Here is an 18,359-nt window from a genome sequence, read left to right as displayed (position 1 = left end):
CCCACAGGTGCTGTTTTGAGTGTGACGATTGTCGCTACAGTGAGTTCTTTCTGGCAATAGCCCAGCAGTTAGTTTCTACGGACAAATTTTTTTTGTTAAAATAATTCCGTCAGGCAACTACGGCAATGCTTTATTTCAGGCGGGAAATATTGCTGATAAAAAAGACAAGAGTGGCCTGGCAACAGGCTACTCTATAATAGAGATTTTCTTGGTTTATGACTAGTCAGCATAAAATCGCTATCATCAGTAGATGACTAAATATTATCTCTCTCCGTATTTAAATAAATTTAATTCCGCAATAACGTTATCGCACTATCACCACATTGAGCATTATCAATAAATTGGTGCTATTGATGCGACTGTAATTTGCTGAATTAGTATAACTATGGCCTGTAAACACAAGTTAATACGTAAATATGGCTGTCCATGAGTTAAAGCGATAGAGGTGTATATTGTTTCGCAAGGAAGCGCTCGAAAATAAAAGAACGAAGTGGCGAGGACGAGCTATTTTACTCCCCGGTATCCCTTTTTGGTTGGTGGGAGGGGTATGTACTTTTTTCCTCATCGCCTTTCTGGCATTTGTCATTGCGGGTACCTACACACGGCGGGTCAATGTCAGTGGTGAGATAACAACCTATCCCAGGGTGGTGAGTGTGTATTCCGGTGTTCAGGGTTTTGTGGTGAAGACATTTGTCACGGAAGGAGAAACTGTCAAAAAAGGCGATCCTGTTTATCAGATTGATATCAGTACAAGTACTCACAGCGGCGTTGTCAGTGATAATCAGCGTGAAGGTATTGAGAATCAGCTTGAACGTATTAGCAATATTATTTCACGTATTGAGAGCAGTAAAAAAACGACGATTGATTCACTGAAAAAACAAAAATTACAGTATATCGCCGCCTTTCAACGCTCTTCTGACATTCTCAATAAAGCAGAGCAGGGAATCAGAATTATGAAAGATAATATGGATAATTATCGCGGCTATCAAACAAATGGATTGATTAACAAAGACCAATTGATCAGCCAGGTTGCGCTGTATTATCAACATCAAAATAATTTATTAAGTCTTAGCGGACAGAATGAGCAGAACTCATTACAGATAATCAATCTTGAGAGCCAAATTCAGATACAGTCGGCGGAATTTGATAATCGCATTCATCAAATGGAGCTTCAACGCTCTGCTTTGAAAAACGAATTGATCAATACGGATGCTGGGGGGGAAATTATCGTACGTGCATTGTCAAACGGAAAAATAGATTCGTTGAGCGTTACGGTAGGTCAGATGGTCAATGTTGGCGACAGCCTGCTGCAAATCATTCCTGAGTTGATAAGCCACTCCTCTCTGGTTATTTGGGTACCGAATGATGCTATTCCCTATGTCACTTCCGGGGATAAGGTCAATATCCGCTATGAAGCATTTCCAGTAGAAAAATTTGGTCAATTTGCCGGCATTGTTGAGGTGATATCGAAAACGCCGGCATCACCACAGGAAATGATGACGTATCAGGGAGCCCCAAAAAATACACAAGCAGCCTCTATCCCTTATTACAAGGTTATCGTCAGACCAGAGCAGCAGGCTATTTTTTACGATGAGAAACGTTTAAGTCTGGAAAGTGGCATGAAAGCACAAAGCACACTGTTTCTTGAAAAAAGACACATCTATGAATGGATGCTTTCACCCTTTTATGACATGAAGCACAGCGCGATGGGGCCGGTGAATGAATAAGACCTCATTTAACGCAATGATAAAGAAATTAGACCTTGGTTTACGTAACCGTGTTCCAGTGGTTCATCAAACAGAATCCTCGGAATGTGGGCTGGCCTGTCTGGCGATGGTCTGTGGATACTACGGAAAGAATATCGACCTGATTTATCTGCGTCAGCAATTTAACCTTTCTGCACGTGGTACCACGCTGGCTGGTATTAATGGTATAGCCAGAACACTGGGCATGACGAGTCGAGCATTGTCGCTGGATCTGGAGGAGATGGGCGCACTAAAAAAGCCATGCATACTTCACTGGAACTTTAACCATTTTGTTGTGTTGGTAAGTGTGCGGCGACAACGCTTTGTGATACATGATCCAGCCAGAGGACGGCGGACGGTGGAGTTGGCCGAGATGTCTCAATATTTTACCGGTGTTGTCCTTGAGGTCTCGCCTGGAAGTGAGTTTACAGCGGAAACGGTGCGTCATCGTATCCGTCTGGGCACACTCATTCGTAGTGTGCAGGGGATCAAAGGGACGCTGGTAAAAATCTTTAGTTTGTCTTTGGTGATAGAGTCTATCAACCTGGTTATGCCTGTCGCCACCCAACTGGTTATGGACCATGCCATCCCTGCCGGAGATCGTGGTCTACTTACCCTTATCTGTGCCGGGTTACTGTTTTTTATTTTGCTACGGGCAGCTATCAGTATGGTGCGTGCCTGGACGTCACTGGTGATGGGAACACTGATAAACGTACAGTGGAAAACAGGGCTATTTTCCCATCTGATACATTTGCCTCTGGGCTATTTTGAACGGCGGAAGTTAGGTGATATTCAATCTCGCTTTGACTCACTGGATGCTCTGCAGTCCACGTTCACGACCAGTGTAGTCGGGGCTATTATGGACATCATCATGGTTATCGGTGTGCTGGTGATGATGGTTCTGTATGGCGGCTATCTGACCTGGATTGTTCTGGGCTTCACAGCAGTCTATGTATTTATCCGGCTTCTGACCTATGGTTACTATCGACAGCTATCAGAAGAGTCCATGATCAAAAGTGCGCGCGCTAACTCGTATTTTATGGAAACTCTGTACGGAATAGCACCGGTAAAAATGCAGGGTATGACCGAGCGGCGGAGCACTCACTGGCTTAATCTGGAGATTGATACCATCAATACCGGTATCAAAGTGACTAAGATGGACTTGTTCTTTGGGGGAATAAACACGTTTATCACCGCCTGTGATCAGGCTGTCATTCTGTGGCTGGGAGCTAGCCTGGTTATCGACAATCAAATGACTATCGGGATGTTCGTGGCATTTAGCGCATTCAGAGGACAATTCTCTGATCGTGTCTCCTCGCTGACAACTTTTTTACTCCAGTTGCGTATGATGAGCCTGCACAATGAACGTATCGCTGATATTGCACTGAACGAGACAGATAACCAGAAACCCGACAGGCCCTACGTGGCAGGAATGCAGCCGTTATCACTAAAAACCCTTGATTTAACCTACCGCTATGACAGTCAGTCCCCCTCCATTTTCAATAATTTGAACATCACGGTTATGCCGGGTGAAAGTGTGGCCATCATAGGTCCTTCGGGGGGAGGAAAAACGACTTTGATGAAGGTGCTTTGCGGGCTGTTTGAGGCTGGATCAGGGAAAGTGATGGTCGATGGCATTGATATACAGCAGTTGGGGATGAACAATTACCACAAAATGATTGCTTGTGTGATGCAAGATGACAAATTGTTCTCCGGTTCAATAAGGGAGAATATTGGAGGATTTGTAGAAGATATTGATGAGTTATGGATGATTGAATGTACCCAAGCAAGCTACATTCACGATACCATTATGAAAATGCCAATGGGTTATGAAACGCTGATTGGGGAATTGGGCGAAGGACTTTCAGGTGGGCAGAAACAGCGGATCTTCATTGCACGGGCGCTGTATCGTAAGCCCGGCATTTTGTTTATGGATGAGGCGACCAGTCATCTTGATAGAGAGAGCGAAGAGCTTGTCAATCAGGCAATAAAAAAGATGCATTTTACTCGGATTATCATTGCCCACAGGGAGTCGACGATTCAATCAGCAGACAGGGTTATAACGATATAATTTCCTCTGTCTTACGAAATGAATTGTACTTGCTCAAACCTGATTTGACAGTTACCGGTTAATTATAGCAATTACATGCGACGGGACTCGTCGTCTCTGCCCATGGATAATCAAGACAGAGCAGAGTTGTTTATCCGTCAGATAGTATGACCTATGAGTATACCCTAATGTCATAGATGAAATTATGGTCATTTCCCAATTGGATCATCACTTATCTGTCATGTACATTATGATCATCACCTAAACGTCACTTGTGGGTAAAAAATGTACATTCACGGCTATCTCCGCGCCTCGACGAAAGAACAAGACGCACTCCGAGCCAAAAATCGCATGAAAGCCTTTGTGGAAGAGAAAGGTTTTCGGATGGCCAGCTGGTACACCGAAAATGTGTCCGGGGCATCACTCCAGCGACCAGAACTGTTACGGCTGCTCGATGATGCTGCTCCCGGTGACATTATTCTTATCGAACAGGTCGACCGACTATCCCGACTGGATGAAGAGGGATGGCAGAAATTAAAACATCTTATCCAGGAAAAAAGACTTGTCGTTGTTAGCCTGGATTTACCCACAAGTCATATAGCACTGACTCCGAATGTACCTGATGAGTTTACTCTGGCCATGCTGAAAGCCATTAATGGCATGATGCTGGATATGTTGGCTGCTATTGCGCGTAAAGATTACAGTGACAGGCGACGGCGCCAGGAAGAGGGGATAACCAAAGCCAAAGCGGCGGGGAAATTTAAGGGACGGCAGGCCGACCATCTTTTGCATGAGAAAATAATAGAGCTACGTATCAAAAATGGTCAAAGTATCAGGGATACAGCAAGGCTCACGGGTGTATCTGAAAGAACGGTTATACGTATTGTGAATAAGGCAAAAGATGCTATTGGAAGCGACAAAATAAATCGGTGATCGGACATTATCGGAAAGGGTGATTTTATGGGAGTTTCCGGTACTGGCGGGATAAAGCCAAATATAGAAGGGGGTAAAAATCGGGGGGGAAGGGTGGCGACTGTGAGCACCCATAGAGCAAGGTCGCCAAATAGCAACATATCCTATTGATTTATAATGCCTATGAGCATGACGACTTTTGCGGCAAGGGGGGCAAAAGCGACATTTGGCAGTCTTCGGGGAAAGCCAAGGCCAGTACGCAGACGTAAAAAAGCCCCGTTTAGCGAGGCTCTGCTGCCTGTTCGGCAGGGAACAAATGATATCGCGTTCCCTCAATCGTTAAGTCAACTCAATGGATTCTTCCCACAGCCTTTCAAATTCTTGTTGATACGGCGTAATCACATCATCAACGCATCGAATAATAATAATATTTTCTGCATTACGGTTCACTGCGGCGGCACTGTAGTTAAAAGAGCCGGTTTTTAATGATTTATTATCAACCAGAAAAAATTTGTTGTGCATAATACTGTATTTTGCATTCATTTTTATGGGAACATTATTTTCCCGTAAATAACGGGCTTTGGCTCCATTACCATTAATGGAACCTTTATTCACCACCACAGAAACCGTGACCCCACGTTCATGAGCAGCGATTAAAGCGTCAACGACCGGTTGCGAAGTAAAACTGTAAGCGGCAAGATAAATAGATTCTTTAGCGGACGCTAATTCAGACAATATTAAATTCAGGGCATTTCCCCTTGGCGAAAAACCCACATCATAAGATACCGGACATTCTATAATGTCTGTAACCTCGGCTTCATCGGTTGCCAGTGCAGATGTGGTTACAAATAAGGTACAAAATAAGTAAGCGCTAATTAATTTCATTGATATTCCTTATCAAATTAACATTAAAAATAAAAGTTACAGTTTTTTATAAATACTGATTATTCCCTCCCGTAATATATATTCTGAGAGTTTATGACGTTCACTCGGTGTTAATTGTTTAAACGCATTAATCCAGATATCAAAGTGTTCCTGGATACTAATCCTCTCGAACAACTCACTGTGATGATAAATATAAGTGCTGACATTGTCAGGAAAACTGTATATAAAATACTCGATACCTTTTCCCTGAATGCCTATTCTTTTTCTTGCTATCCAGTTCTCTCTTTTGGCTTTTTTATGGATACCTTGCGTGGTTGTGGGAAGTAAAGGGTGTGATAATAATTCACTTGCTGAAAACCATTCTTTCTTCATATATGTTGTGGCAATTTATTAATACAGTTGGTTAATTGAATGAGGGGTGACGATTTTTATCGAGTAAATACGAAACTAAAAGCGAGCAACCTGACAATGAAATATAGAGTCCAACATAAATAACGTTGTACGATATTAGAAAGCTGATAATGAGCGGGGTTAATCCACCAAAAAATGAAAGTGAAAGATTATACCCCATCCCTAAAGTCGTTGTATGACCGCCAGAAAAATCAAACAGCACTGAGGCCAGATTACATAATATCATTGAAGCATTAAGTGTAATAATAAACTGTGCGACTATCATAAGCTCAACCGTTTTGCTGTTTAATATAAAGTAAAGAGGCACGGAGAAAATAATCAAGAAGATAACACCGAGTCTGAACACTTTCGACGGGGTTGTGAATCTATCGGTTAACCAGCCACAGACAAGCAGAGACACTAATAATAATCCGGATGAAACAATGGGATAAACTCCTTTCAAAAAGTCCAGATGCAGCACCTCTCTTAACAGCGTTGTCGACATATTATGAACATAAAATATTACCGCTCCAGGCACAGTGAGCAGAAAAATATGCAGAGTATTCATTGGGTGAATTTTTAATGACTGGACGGGTGGCACAGACTGGACAGGTAATCTGGCCCTGAACCAAAAACTGATCATGATGTTAAGCACACCCAAGAACAAGGGAACGCGCCAGCCGATGGACTGCATCTTTTCAGAACTGAGATAGTTTTCGAGCGAATAGACAATCAGTAAGGAGGCCAGTACGCCGACAATTGAGCTGCAAACGATAAGGGCGCTGATCCTCGCTCTTTGCTTATCCTGTGCATCACTAAAAAGATAAGTTATTAGTGTAGGATATTCCCCTCCGTAGCTGAGTGCCAGTGTCATTTGTAATAACAACAATGCAAGCGGTGTGTAGTGTCCCAAAAGCGACACGGGTAGAAGCGCCATCCCGAGTGTAGCAAGACCGGTGATAAAACTGGTGAGGATCAAAGCCGGTTTTCGGCCCACCACGTCCGCATAGCGACCGATAACATAGCCACCCAAGGGTCTGACGATGAAGCGCAGGGCAAATATTCCCCACACCATATAATGACCTTGCGTATAGCCTTGCCGTTCAAGCTCTGCGGCCAGGTAAACCGATATTGCCCCAAATACGGCAATATCATAAAATTCCAGTGCATTACCAGCCACGGCCCCTACTCTGAATTTCCATTTCATTTTATCGCCTCAATGATTTCGATAGCATTACCATCGGGATCATAGGTAAAAAAGTATCGGTATGAATCAACTCTGGCGGTCATGATATTGCCACACTCAATACTCTGTTTTTTCAGTGCATGTAAACTTTCATTAATATTGCAGACAATAAAAGCAAAGTGGGTTATACCCAGCCGCTCAGTTGAGAATGGTCTTTCTTTATTTAAATGATGGCTGTTTATATAATAAAACACTTCGATAATGAAACCGTTACGGTCGGATAAATGTTGAATGATGCACTCGTCGTCACGATAGACTTTTGTTTTGTGAAAGCCTAAATTGGCATAAAAGGCGAGAGTGTTATTTATATTACTACAGGTTATGGATATGTGATGAATATATCCAGACATGATAAGGTCACTCCATGAAGTTTAAGGGCATTGAAAAGTGCAGATAATGGCTTATATTGGCAGTCCACTTTCTCTTTTATACGATGAATGCGTTGTTGCTCAACACTCAAAGAACACCTCTGAATGGCGGCGATCTCTTTTATTCTGCGATGTGATAATAAATGCCGAATAGTTATCATCTCTTTTCGTGTAAAAATAATCTCACCAAAACGCATATAGGGATGGCTATTAAGTGCGTCACTATATTCATCTTCCCTTTTTTGGATCGGATGACTAATTGTCTCTCTGAGCGGTAAAATGACGCATTGCTGTTTTGGCGGTTTCCACAATTTTCTGGCAAAGTCAGAAATGACGGGTTTGTATTTTAAGATTGCCAGTGTTTCAGCAGTCGATAACTTACGATCTGCGTTAACTGACATTATTTCAAAAACAGAACCACTCTGTGTACAAATATCGACCTTTGTTTCTCTCTTGCCACTTTTACTGAGTGTTTCACCATAGCATGGTGAGTAATTACACCAATGCTGTATGCCGGGAATGATGCGTTCACTGATATGCAGGTCTAAATTATCATGCCAGTAAATCAAATGCCATTCGTAGTTGCTGGGTAAGGTCAGTATTATTTTTCTGTCGATATCTATAATAGAATAATTAATATCCATACAACTAAAATTAAAGCATTGATTAAATACACTTCGCATGTTTTTTATATTGGACTCCATTAATTTATTATTAACATCCATATTGTAACCTTAGTAATTATATAAACATGATAGAAAGAAGCAATATACCACAGCAAGTAGCATACATCCTTTTTAATACACAGACTCATTTTTGAATGCTTATTTGTGATAACGATCTGTTTTAAGCTATTGAATTATTCAATTCCTAATATTAAATATGCTTCATATTTATTTATTAAATATTCATATCGTAAATTACATAGGGATTTGTATGGTTCAGTATTCGAATGACTGGCACAAGGCCGATATCATTGCAGCAATACATAAGAAAGGTTCCTCTCTGGCAGAATTATCGCGACTGGCGGGATTAAGTTCATCCACTCTGGCGAATGCACTGACGCGTCCCTGGCCGAAAGGTGAACGGATCATTGCCGAATTTTTGGGTGTGGCTCCGATGGTGATATGGCCGTCACGCTACACAACAAAATCGGCTAATAAGAGGAAGAGAACCTGTGACTAGCGCACGACAGAATTCAACATGGGGATTTTGACCATTTATAATGAAGCAAAAAAGCCAAGAACAGGTTTACTTGAAAAATACGCATAAGCAAACAAAGGGTAATAATTATTAACAATAATGCTTCATGACTGAGGAATATTATAAAATAGAAAAGAAAAGTTAATTTCAACCACAAACATACACATAATTGAATGAAATTATAAATCACCACATTAACTATCCATTAAGAAAATGTATCATTTAATTTCTTACTGGAATTTATATTGCAAATCCATACAGGGAAAATTTATTTTTAAGTAACCCTTGAATCTCAGTATTACTAAGTTAATGTGGTTCTCAGAGAGTGTATTACTCTCGGTCTCTTGTATATTAACAAGAGAAATTAATTATAAAATAAGGAACATAATATGAATAAGAAATCGCTATTAATAACATTATCTTTAATATCTTTTTCCACTATATCAATCGCATCACCACTAATCAATCAAGAGCACAAAAATAAGTCAGATGTCAAATCGGCATCAATATATTCATATGAACTTGTTATGGCTGATGCTAATGGTGGTAATGGGGGTGACGGGGGCAATGGCGGCGGGGGGCATAGTTCCAATGGAGGTGAGGGAGGCCGAGGTGGTGATGGCGGCAACACTGGCAGTGGCAGTGGCAGTGGGAATAACAGTGGGAATAATAATGGGACAGGAAACGGTAACGACAGTGGCTGGGCTTAATATGACCAAATGCGTAAATTTACGGCGCAATTAATATGGAGGTACTATGACTGAAGTTTTCAGTTCTAAGCGGTTTATATTGTTAGCTTTATCCTGTTTGTTACCCTTACCTGCGACAGCTATAGCTGTGCAGGATCTCGTCAAATCAATTACGACTAACTGCTCCGCATTGGACGGAAAGCCAGGTGAAAATGGTCGTGATGGATTACCTGATTCAAACTGTAAAAATGGAGGAAACGGCGGGCAAGGCACGCCAAATATAAATAATGGTTCTGGTGGGAATGGAGGGAGTGGCGCAGCGAATGGCGGCAATGGCGGCAATGGCGGCAATGGCGGCAATGGTGCGGCAACTGGTGGTTCCGGTGGCAATGGAGGCAATGGCGGCAATGGATAAAGACTTATTAAGTAAACTTATTTTCACTGTTCTATTGGGCGTCTCTTTATCGACAGAAGCGGCATTAAATACCTATTCCCCCAACCTGATACACACGGTTGGGGATGGTGGAGCGGGAGGCAATGGCGGAAATGGCATCGGTGGTGGAAATGGCGGAAATGGCGGTAACGCGGGATTAGGTCAAAACTCTCATGGAGGAGCCGGAGGGAATGGGGGCAACTCGGGTGGACAAGGCTCTTCCGGTGGGGATGGTGGCTCCGGTGGAAATGGAGGGGCGGGGAATAACTCTTCCGGAGGAAAAGGGGGGGATGGCGGTCATGCGGGTAACAGCGGCCATATTTAATATAGGCAGAGGTCAATATGAGTATAGTTAAATATGTATTAATGTCATCGCTCTTTTCCATGTGTTCGTTACCCGTCATCACAACTATTTTATCTACAGCGCCAACCCCTGTATATGCCGCAAATGGTAATGGGGGCAATGGTGGAAATGGAACGAATAGTGGTCATGGCGGAAACGGAGGAAATGCAGGTTCCGGCAGCAATGGAAACGGCGGACATGGTGGTTCAGGCGGAGATAACGGGGGAAATGGGGGGCGAGGGGGGAGTGGCGATGGTCATGGTAATGGCGGTCGCGGAGGTGATGCTGGATGGGGAGGGGGAAATGGAGGAGCTGGCGGTCGAGGTGGTGCTAGCGGCCAAGATGGCGCTTCCGGTACGAGTACAGCCAGATAAACGCCATTTCAGTAAACTATCCCTGTAATGAATAGACATTGTGTTTGAAGCCGCCAAAAGTGCGGCTTTTTATATTTGGTAGTCTTCGGGTAAAGCCAGGGGTGACGAAAATCAGGACATTCCCGCACCGCCACACAGGTTAGTTTAGTTGTGATATACTGCATTCACGAAACACCAGTGATTACAGTACCATTTCGTGCCTTTTATAAAAAGTAGCACGAAGTGGTGGTCATAATAATAACTTACTCTCTATAAGGCTAACCACATGTCTGATTTAATGAAGTCTGAAGTCCCTGCTGCGGTATTGAATATTATCGCAACAAAATGTTTTCGCCAAAGTGCAGATAATGATTATCTGGTAGCGCGTCTTTGCTATCCGTTGCGATGTGCAAATCAATTCTGGTGGATGGCAGAACAGGCCATAGAAAAAAAACTCAAAGCCATTTTTTTATACAATGGTTTTGCCATAAAAAAATATGGGCATGAGCTAAATAAAATGCTAAATGACTGCCAATATATAGGTCTGACACTCACGGATGAACAGATTGGGTTTATCGAAGATGTTAATATCCGAAAAAATAGGTATTTTGAAGACAGTCTGACGCTAGGTGATGCTGACTTTAATAAAAAAGACAGATACAGAGAACTGGATACCTTAGATAGTGTTATTCAGGCGCTTGAAGAAATTTGTGAGACATTCATACCCAAGCGAAAAGATTTAAGCCAAGGTTATAATGTTAATATGAATAGAGATCGCATTCTTAATTTTCAAAATAAAGCCGGTAGAAATACAGAGAGGGAAGATATAGTGCTGGAAAATATCATGTTTGCCACTGGGGAAACGAGTCCGTATTTAAGCACGGAAGTTTTAGACTGGCTCACAAAAGATGATAATCATATAGCGCATTTAGAGAATACTATACAAATAGGTACAAAAAGCTGTGTTTACGAGATGATTAATAATAAAAAAGAGGCTATCACCGCAAACCAGAGCCAGTAATGGCTAAGACAGCCAATGAGTTCTGACCTCGATAACAGGTGTTTCAATCGCAGCAAAGCCGCCATTTTGGGCGGTTTTTTGTGCTTTGGCACTCTGAGGGTAAAGCCAAGTTGCCTTGAACGGGGGAGGTAACAGGTCACACAGGTAAAAATTCATTTGCTCAACAGCTCCCCACACACGGATAATCATTCCATCGAAAGGGAATCACTCTTTTGATAGATAGCCGTAAGGCAGACTGTCGGCAGAAGATTGTCGGCGTAGTGGATATTAAAATGAAATCGATAACGATTTATTTTTTTGGCATTAAGATTAAGTTTGTTTTTAAGTAATTTTTTGAATACCCAAGGCCGCTGAAATACGCGGCCTGACTTTTTAATATACTGTCTTGGATGAAAACGAATATATGCACATATTTGTGATCGCGGCACATCTCACCACACAAGGAGCTGCCAGTTACCGCAAGCGGCCCTGCAATACTGCCATCAATACCACGCAGGAAATCAACTCATGATGATCAGAGATGCCCGTAAGCAGGTTTTTACAGGGTAAATTCTAGTCACATGACTATTTAATACAAAAGGAGCTAACTGTGGGATCTATCAAAAGATATATGGAAGAGTTGGAAGCAGAGGAAGCAATGAACGATTGGATTAGAGACTATGTAGATTTAGGTGTTGAAGAGGGCGATCCTGAGTGGGAGGATTTAAAATCAAAAATTCTAAGTGGTGAGGTGATAATGGAAACTATCGATTACTGGGATGATCGAGACTATGAAGACCAGATTCAATGGTTCACTAAAGAGGAACGCGCATTTCCATTATTTAATGAACAAATTCATAATATAAGAACAGCGCTTAATAACGATACCTCACCACTTGTGCTTAAAATGAAGTTTTCTTATATCGTAACCCTCATGGAATCTTGCCTTGGAGATATGCTAAAAGGATTTATTTTTAGTGATAATAAATATATTATTAATGCTCTAAATGGCGTTAAAGAATTAAAAGAAATAAAAGTACCGTTAATTGAAGTACATCAGAACAGTGATCTTATCAATAAAAGTATCTTGAAAGTTCTCTCTGAATACCTATATCATAATGTAGAAAAAATCGTTCCAATTTATCGTAGTGTCGTTGGTGAGACTCTTCCTGATAATATCAAGAAAGAATTAGGGAAAATTATTAAGATCGTGAATATGAGGCATGATATTGTTCACCGGAATGGTTACGATATCGAAGGAACAGAAATAGAATTAACCTCAGAAATTTATAATACAGCGATACAGGATATTGTTGATTTTGTGACTGCTATGAATATGTATATTGAGTCAGCAAAAGCTAAGCATGTCTTTAGTCAGGTTGAATTGACAACTTAAAACCAATATTTCCAGACAGAAACAGTTAAAGTCCGAATATTGCCTATGAGTGAAAAATCGGACTTTGACAGTTTGCGGGTAAAGCCAAGGGCAACGGGAGAGAGCAAATCAGAGCGGTGACTGGCTATCCAGTCGGTGGTCATATGGAGAATGCCATAGACTGCAAGCGATCTTTGTCCTCTTGCTTCTGGTAGTCTGCCGTTAAATGGTTCCAAAGCTCATAAGCTCCCATAGCCGCCGCAGCACAGCGATCTCCCCGCACGTCGAAGATATCGAGTGCTTTTACTGAATTCATTTCATTGCGTATAAATGTTTCAGTGGTATTCGTTATTTCTTGATAAGACAGTATTTTTTCATCCATATAACGTTTTTATACTCGTTTTGTTATGTTGTATTTTATTTTCACTGCCGATGAAATTTTTTCACTAGAATGAAAATCATCCTTTTCATGTTCTATTTTATCACCCTCTTATTCAGATGCTTTCTAATCACTGCATTAAACCTCTCACATTGATCCTCTAATTCAGGATTTTTATCATGATACATGGCGTATTGTTGCACTGCTTCAAATATACGGATAACGATTAAACTATCCGTCTGATCCAGCGAGTGTATGTCAGATAATTTAAGTCCAATTCTATTTAAAATTTGTTCGATAGTGTCCATAGTTTATTCCTTTTTATCTGGTAATCCGCTAGCAGCATCAATATCCCGCTGCTTTCCTGCGGCGGCGATGCGTGACATTTGCCTTGGGGAAACCTCCCACCTGTTCGCTAATGCCTCGAACGTCCACCCCTTACTGTTTGCTATAACCTGTAGTTTCGTAATCACTTTAGCCTTACTAGTCATATTTGTCTAGTTCACTCCGATAATGTTACCTGTCAAGAACGTCTAGTATACAAGTATATAATCTGATTTGGCAGTCTGCGGGTAAAGCCAAATCGCCTTGAAGGGGTACGTTTGGGAAACGTACAATATTGTACGGTTTCGTTATCGCAGTAGGGTGTACTTCCGCGCTATATGTTGCTGGGGTGGTCTTTCGAGCTAACGAGATAACCTAAATGCGATACGGAAAGTGCGATAACTTAAAAGCGATAGTCACCGATGCTAAATCAATCAGTTACCAACCTGTATTGGCTAAATAATGCTCTTGGGGTTCTACGCCGGAATCCCATCATCGTGCACGATGAGATCCAATATTTCACTAACTCCTGGAGTTCTCGATAGCTGATGTCATAGAGGGAGGTATTCTGGCCAAGCGGTTTAATGCGTACTGATACTCTAATTCAGTAACATATCCATGAACCGCACAGTCAAGATTGTATCGAGGGGCATCCGTCTGGATTTGTAACAAATAATCCGCTGATCGGGTAATGGATTTCAAACAACGCCGTAGAACCTTATGCGACAGCGGTAATGCCCTTTGTTCAATATCGCGATAAAAATTTTCCCTGATATTAATCTTCATCAATCGAGGCTGCTGGCCATCAAAAAGGCCAGGCCAATAAGGCTGCATGATACTGAGCGCTTCATCATACGATAGTGTGCGCTTTGGTCTCGGTGGCTTGATGGGTTTGGGTTCTCTTACGCGAAGCACTGGCGTTTCATTTTTCGCAGTTTTGAGTTGAAGTGTCGTTTCGACCACCGGTTCTGTGGCCATTTTTTTCTTACGCGGGTTAGGCTTCGCTTCTATCTTTATTTTTTTACGCGATAAAGGAACCGGCGTTTCGCTGATTTTTTCCTGATGCTCAGGTGGGGACTTGCGTTTTAGCGTCAATATCTTGCGTTCACCGGTCATCACATCCTCCAGGAATTACATTGTTAACATCTTGTTTCTGTTCAGAGTATACCATTAATCATGGCAAAACCTGATGCACGCAGTGCATAGAAAGCGGCACACTGTAATCACATATTCCCCGATGTATAACCGCTGAAGCCCGGCAACGCCGGTACGGATCATAAGAGATCCTGATAACCCCCTGTCCTGTTGAGCCATACGAGCTTATATACGTTTCTGTGGTTACACTGCAAAGAACCCCGGTGAGCGGCCAGTGTGGCGCGTAGCGACGCGCTGGGCGTGATTTCCGGGGCCTTAGCGATTGGCACGCGTAGCGTGACGAACGCTTAGGTTTGCAATGTCGCTGTTTCCTTGCCCGACGTAAGTCGGGAGCTACCTATCAAGTTGTTTATTCTCGATTGCTAATTGTTAATCCGCCCTGAGCAAAGCGAGGGGAGCAACTTTAGAGAGCTGGCTTTAGCCGCTCGAAAAGTACTCCTCTTTTTAGAGGCTTATTTTGTTCAGAAATAACGTTCGAAATTAATGATATTTATCAGACAGGTTACGAAATTAACTTCATCAATTCGAAGTTAATAGTACAGATATTCATCACTTTCAAAATTTCGCCAATATCATTCATTAATTGGGAGGGTAATCCGAAAAAAGGGGGAGAGGTAGATGCTCAAATAACACCCATTTTGCCCGATTTCACCAACACAGAAACCGCGCTAAGCACGGTAGAATTCAAGGAGGTGGTATAACTCAGGCTAGACTATGCCAGCACGCTCAAGCAATAACCGGTAAAAGGTTTCTGGGTCACTGTGTTTGAGTCCAGGCAGTTCTTTTTGCAACGTCAGTTCTTGTGACACAACGACATGCGTCATGACGACTCCACTAGTGGACCATTTGACATAGGCATCATAATAAGGGTTTTGCCGTTTACGCTTCGCTTTGGCCAAACTGCTCATTTTACGCTGTGTCTCGTCAAGAAGAAGATCGAGACGCTGGGAATTACCACGGTTGATCTCAGCCAGGCGACCTTCCAACAGAGCCACTTTCTCTTGTTTCTCTTTTGCCAGATCAGGGCTAACAACCCAACGTTTGATTTGTTTTAAGCGATTCCGTAGCGAGGGTTTGTCGTTCAGATCAATACCAATACGCTCGACACGCAGCAGGTGCCGTTCATATTTCTTCCGCAAGCTTTCCGTTAAACCGTTTTTTATCGCCCATGTTTTGAACTGGCCAAGCCAATGACGGATCTCTTCAACGGCAATGCCTCTGGAAATGAAGAACTTTTCCGTCAGCCATAAACGCAGCGGCTTGTTCTGACCACTGTCAGTGTCTTTACCGTGAAGCGCTATCACGTAACCCAATTGTTCTTGCACAGATAAAGCATGCAATGGGCTGTCGTAAGCTTTGCGACCGTTATCATAAACATGCAACATCCCCATAGATGCCGCAATTTGCTCAAACGGGGCCATGACCTCGAACGGATAGTCACTGTCCGGGTTGTAATCGCAATTCGCCGCCAGTGCCATCGAGAGTGCCGTCAGTGCTTCACAGCTTTCCGACCGTGCGGAGATACGCATGGGCTTTGGCAAAAAGTGCGGGTCGTTACGTTTGGTATACGGCACATAGCCCTGACGACGCAGCTCTATCAGTTCGTGGTTACGGTGCCAGTTGTGACTACTGAGACGTGCAACAACCTTTGACGCCATGCCACGCGGAACGGTACAGGTCAGAGCTGGCGTATAGCGCCGATGAATTTTTGATGTCCCTTTACGCAGCGTATTTGACTCACCACGTCGGGTCAATTGGGGGGTATTCTCAGGCTCGGCCAGAGCAATATAAGTATTAGCCAAACCTGCCTGTGCTTATGTTGCACAGTAGGAGTTGAATTTTCTTTTGCACAATTCTATACTCCCTGCATAGAGCAACAGCTTCTATACAGTTTTAAGTGGGCCCCGGTAATCTTCTACGTCGCCAAACAGAAGAGATTATCGGGGTTTTTGCTTTTCAGGTTCTGGAGAATATCCTCAACAGGTCCCGTTCCCTGCCACCTTACGGCGTGGCCCACCAAGATATCTTACACGATCAGCAATCTAGCATTAGATAAGAAAACTCGCAAGATAGTAAAGACTTTACTCCAACAATCCACGTTGAATAAGTTCCTGCTCAATCAACCGTTCGATAAACTGTGCTTGTGTTAAACCATCTTCTTCGCAAACACTTATCATTCGATCTTTCAATGGATTTCGAATGTAAACTTTCACTTCTTTATGCGTTACACGTTTTCTTGCGATGGCAGCCAACTGTTTTTCAGTTGCTGTCATCGGATTACCCTTACGATAAGTCCGTTTTGCTTTCGATGAGGAAGTAACTGCATCTGCTATTTGTGACATTTTTACCTCCCCAAGGATCGAAAAAAGATCGATTAGGCAAAGATTACTACAATTTCTGCCAGTTGGCAGTAAATGATCGTGATCCGCTGCTCATGTTGGCGCATAAGCATTAACGGTATGCAAATCAATGAGGTTGAAAAAAAGATTCAGTAGTGGGCGTTAAGTGGCGTTCCCTCTGCCCATAAGCGCTCAAACTCCTGCTGATATGCCTGGCTAACGGCACTCTCACCGCGTATCACGACGACATTCTCTACATTGCGCGTAAATGCTGAATGCGTGTAGTTCAGGGAACCGGTTTGCACTGTCTCACCGTCAATGAGCGCAAATTTGGAATGCTGGATCGCATAGCGACCGTTCAGACGAACCGACACACCTTGATTGGCCAAAAACGTGATGGCACTGTAGCGTTCACTCGTTGACTGTTTATCGGCCAATACTCGGACACTGACCCCGCGCCGCTTTGCCGCCAGTAACACCCTGGCCACCGGTTTACTGGTGAATGCATACGCTGCGAGGTCAATCGATACCGTTGCCTGGCTTAATGTTTTCAATACCAACGGTTCAGCGTTACCGTCCGGTGAAAAGCCCACCTGTACCTCGGCATTCGCCATTGAGCTGCATAATAAAATGAAAGGCATGATGAGGGCTGAAACTGTTTTCATCATGATTCTCCCAGGGTTTTCTCTTTGACGATCTCCCGCTCCAGCTGTTGTAACGCCTGTTGCTGCTTATGCTGACGCTCAAGATGCGTTTCCTGCTCCGTATTCTGTTGTTGATGTTGTGTACCCACGTGTTTTTCCTGTTGTATCTCATGGGCCATCTGTTTTTCGGCCTCCATCGTCTCCGGTGAGAGCGTCGATTTTTCAGCCCCAAGAGGCATCGCTCGTTGGCGGTCTATTTCGGCTTTTTCGGCCTGTTCTCGCACCTGCTCTTCCGGTGTTTTCAGGCTCAGTGGCGCGTCAGCTTGCGCTGCGACAGGGGGATTTTCGGGTGACGTCACAGGGAGGCTGCCCTGGGTGACGGCTTCAACACGGTATGCCGGTGGGACTTCCCCTATCTGTATCACCACACCACTGTCGGGTGAGGCGCGGGCGATACGCGATCGCCTTATGCTGGCGCTGGCCTACTACGGTGCATTACGGCGGGCAGAAGTCACGGCGCTTCGGG

The 18,359-nt window shown here is 43.2% G+C and carries 22 protein-coding genes; 10 read left to right on the top strand and 12 right to left on the bottom strand.

Going from position 1 to position 18,359, the window contains the following annotated elements; translation table 11 throughout:
- Nucleotides 1–452: 452 nt before the first annotated feature.
- The 3 genes from OVO64_RS19875 to OVO64_RS19865 all read left to right on the top strand — a co-directional run bounded on the left by OVO64_RS19875 (nt 453) and on the right by OVO64_RS19865 (nt 4,728).
- On the top strand, nt 453–1,727 hold the full coding sequence (locus OVO64_RS19875; RefSeq protein WP_212586986.1) for an HlyD family secretion protein: 1,275 nt from the start codon (nt 453–455) through the stop codon (nt 1,725–1,727).
- The gene (locus tag OVO64_RS19870) at nt 1,720–3,816 is read left to right on the top strand and encodes a peptidase domain-containing ABC transporter (protein WP_212586985.1); all 2,097 of its coding nucleotides are present in this window, start codon (nt 1,720–1,722) and stop codon (nt 3,814–3,816) included. Before OVO64_RS19875 ends, OVO64_RS19870 begins: the two co-directional genes overlap by 8 nt.
- A gap of 264 nt (nt 3,817–4,080) precedes the next feature.
- A complete protein-coding gene (locus OVO64_RS19865; protein ID WP_267248974.1) occupies nt 4,081–4,728 on the top strand; it encodes a recombinase family protein in 648 nt (215 codons plus the stop codon).
- Nucleotides 4,729–5,046: 318 nt separating this feature from the next.
- Here OVO64_RS19865 and OVO64_RS19860 read toward each other — a convergent pair whose 3' ends face one another.
- From OVO64_RS19860 to OVO64_RS19840, 5 genes are read right to left on the bottom strand one after another with little or no spacing between them, the layout of a single operon-like run.
- Nucleotides 5,047–5,592 (bottom strand): phospholipase D family protein, encoded by a 546-nt coding sequence (locus OVO64_RS19860; RefSeq protein WP_221862580.1) that lies wholly within the window; start codon nt 5,590–5,592, stop codon nt 5,047–5,049.
- A gap of 36 nt (nt 5,593–5,628) precedes the next feature.
- Entirely contained in the window at nt 5,629–5,964 is a 336-nt protein-coding gene (locus OVO64_RS19855) for a DNA-binding protein (protein ID WP_221862583.1), read from the bottom strand.
- Nucleotides 5,965–5,995: 31 nt separating this feature from the next.
- A complete protein-coding gene (locus OVO64_RS19850; RefSeq protein WP_221862585.1) occupies nt 5,996–7,189 on the bottom strand; it encodes an MFS transporter in 1,194 nt (397 codons plus the stop codon).
- Entirely contained in the window at nt 7,186–7,578 is a 393-nt protein-coding gene (locus tag OVO64_RS19845; RefSeq protein ID WP_221862587.1) for a VOC family protein, read from the bottom strand. Before OVO64_RS19845 ends, OVO64_RS19850 begins: the two co-directional genes overlap by 4 nt.
- Complete coding sequence (locus tag OVO64_RS19840) at nt 7,548–8,321, bottom strand: hypothetical protein (RefSeq protein ID WP_267248973.1); 774 nt, start codon at nt 8,319–8,321, stop codon at nt 7,548–7,550. The genes OVO64_RS19845 and OVO64_RS19840 overlap by 31 nt, the downstream gene beginning before the upstream one ends.
- Nucleotides 8,322–8,532: 211 nt before the next feature.
- Between OVO64_RS19840 and OVO64_RS19835 the strand changes: the two genes are divergently transcribed.
- The 7 genes from OVO64_RS19835 to OVO64_RS19805 all read left to right on the top strand — a co-directional run bounded on the left by OVO64_RS19835 (nt 8,533) and on the right by OVO64_RS19805 (nt 13,013).
- The gene (locus OVO64_RS19835; RefSeq protein ID WP_221862591.1) at nt 8,533–8,781 is read left to right on the top strand and encodes a helix-turn-helix domain-containing protein; all 249 of its coding nucleotides are present in this window, start codon (nt 8,533–8,535) and stop codon (nt 8,779–8,781) included.
- Between the two features lie 507 nt (nt 8,782–9,288).
- Complete coding sequence (locus tag OVO64_RS19830) at nt 9,289–9,543, top strand: hypothetical protein (protein WP_267248972.1); 255 nt, start codon at nt 9,289–9,291, stop codon at nt 9,541–9,543.
- 12 nt (nt 9,544–9,555) lie between these two features.
- A complete protein-coding gene (locus OVO64_RS19825) occupies nt 9,556–9,903 on the top strand; it encodes a hypothetical protein (RefSeq protein WP_267248971.1) in 348 nt (115 codons plus the stop codon).
- The gene (locus tag OVO64_RS19820; protein WP_267248970.1) at nt 9,812–10,246 is read left to right on the top strand and encodes a molecular chaperone; all 435 of its coding nucleotides are present in this window, start codon (nt 9,812–9,814) and stop codon (nt 10,244–10,246) included. The genes OVO64_RS19825 and OVO64_RS19820 overlap by 92 nt, the downstream gene beginning before the upstream one ends.
- Nucleotides 10,247–10,360: 114 nt before the next feature.
- Nucleotides 10,361–10,666 carry a hypothetical protein gene (locus OVO64_RS19815; protein WP_376741038.1) on the top strand — a complete coding sequence of 102 codons (306 nt, stop codon included), beginning with the start codon at nt 10,361–10,363 and terminating at the stop codon, nt 10,664–10,666.
- A 237-nt stretch (nt 10,667–10,903) separates the two neighbouring features.
- Nucleotides 10,904–11,638, top strand: coding sequence for a HEPN domain-containing protein (locus tag OVO64_RS19810; protein ID WP_267248968.1), 735 nt, complete (start codon nt 10,904–10,906; stop codon nt 11,636–11,638).
- Between the two features lie 589 nt (nt 11,639–12,227).
- Complete coding sequence (locus OVO64_RS19805; RefSeq protein ID WP_267248967.1) at nt 12,228–13,013, top strand: hypothetical protein; 786 nt, start codon at nt 12,228–12,230, stop codon at nt 13,011–13,013.
- 139 nt (nt 13,014–13,152) lie between these two features.
- Here OVO64_RS19805 and OVO64_RS19800 read toward each other — a convergent pair whose 3' ends face one another.
- The 7 genes from OVO64_RS19800 to OVO64_RS19770 form a co-directional block, all read right to left on the bottom strand.
- Nucleotides 13,153–13,374: a hypothetical protein gene (locus tag OVO64_RS19800; protein ID WP_267248966.1), complete on the bottom strand. Its 222-nt coding sequence runs from the start codon at nt 13,372–13,374 to the stop codon at nt 13,153–13,155.
- A 92-nt stretch (nt 13,375–13,466) separates the two neighbouring features.
- Nucleotides 13,467–13,679, bottom strand: coding sequence for a hypothetical protein (locus OVO64_RS19795; protein ID WP_267248965.1), 213 nt, complete (start codon nt 13,677–13,679; stop codon nt 13,467–13,469).
- Between the two features lie 538 nt (nt 13,680–14,217).
- Entirely contained in the window at nt 14,218–14,811 is a 594-nt protein-coding gene (locus OVO64_RS19790) for a ProQ/FINO family protein (RefSeq protein ID WP_267248964.1), read from the bottom strand.
- Between the two features lie 746 nt (nt 14,812–15,557).
- Entirely contained in the window at nt 15,558–16,652 is a 1,095-nt protein-coding gene (locus OVO64_RS19785; RefSeq protein WP_323744692.1) for a Replication protein, read from the bottom strand.
- A 279-nt stretch (nt 16,653–16,931) separates the two neighbouring features.
- Nucleotides 16,932–17,192 (bottom strand): replication regulatory protein RepA, encoded by a 261-nt coding sequence (locus OVO64_RS19780; protein WP_050875740.1) that lies wholly within the window; start codon nt 17,190–17,192, stop codon nt 16,932–16,934.
- Nucleotides 17,193–17,338: 146 nt separating this feature from the next.
- A complete protein-coding gene (locus tag OVO64_RS19775) occupies nt 17,339–17,857 on the bottom strand; it encodes a phospholipase D family protein (RefSeq protein WP_267248963.1) in 519 nt (172 codons plus the stop codon).
- Nucleotides 17,854–18,192: a hypothetical protein gene (locus tag OVO64_RS19770; protein ID WP_267248962.1), complete on the bottom strand. Its 339-nt coding sequence runs from the start codon at nt 18,190–18,192 to the stop codon at nt 17,854–17,856. Before OVO64_RS19770 ends, OVO64_RS19775 begins: the two co-directional genes overlap by 4 nt.
- Between the last annotated feature and the right edge of the window lie 167 nt (nt 18,193–18,359).

Source organism: Yersinia sp. Marseille-Q5920 (assembly GCF_946902935.1).
GTDB lineage: Bacteria > Pseudomonadota > Gammaproteobacteria > Enterobacterales > Enterobacteriaceae > Yersinia > Yersinia rochesterensis.
Note: the sequence above shows the minus strand (reverse complement) of the source record. Positions and strands in the feature narration are given on the sequence as shown.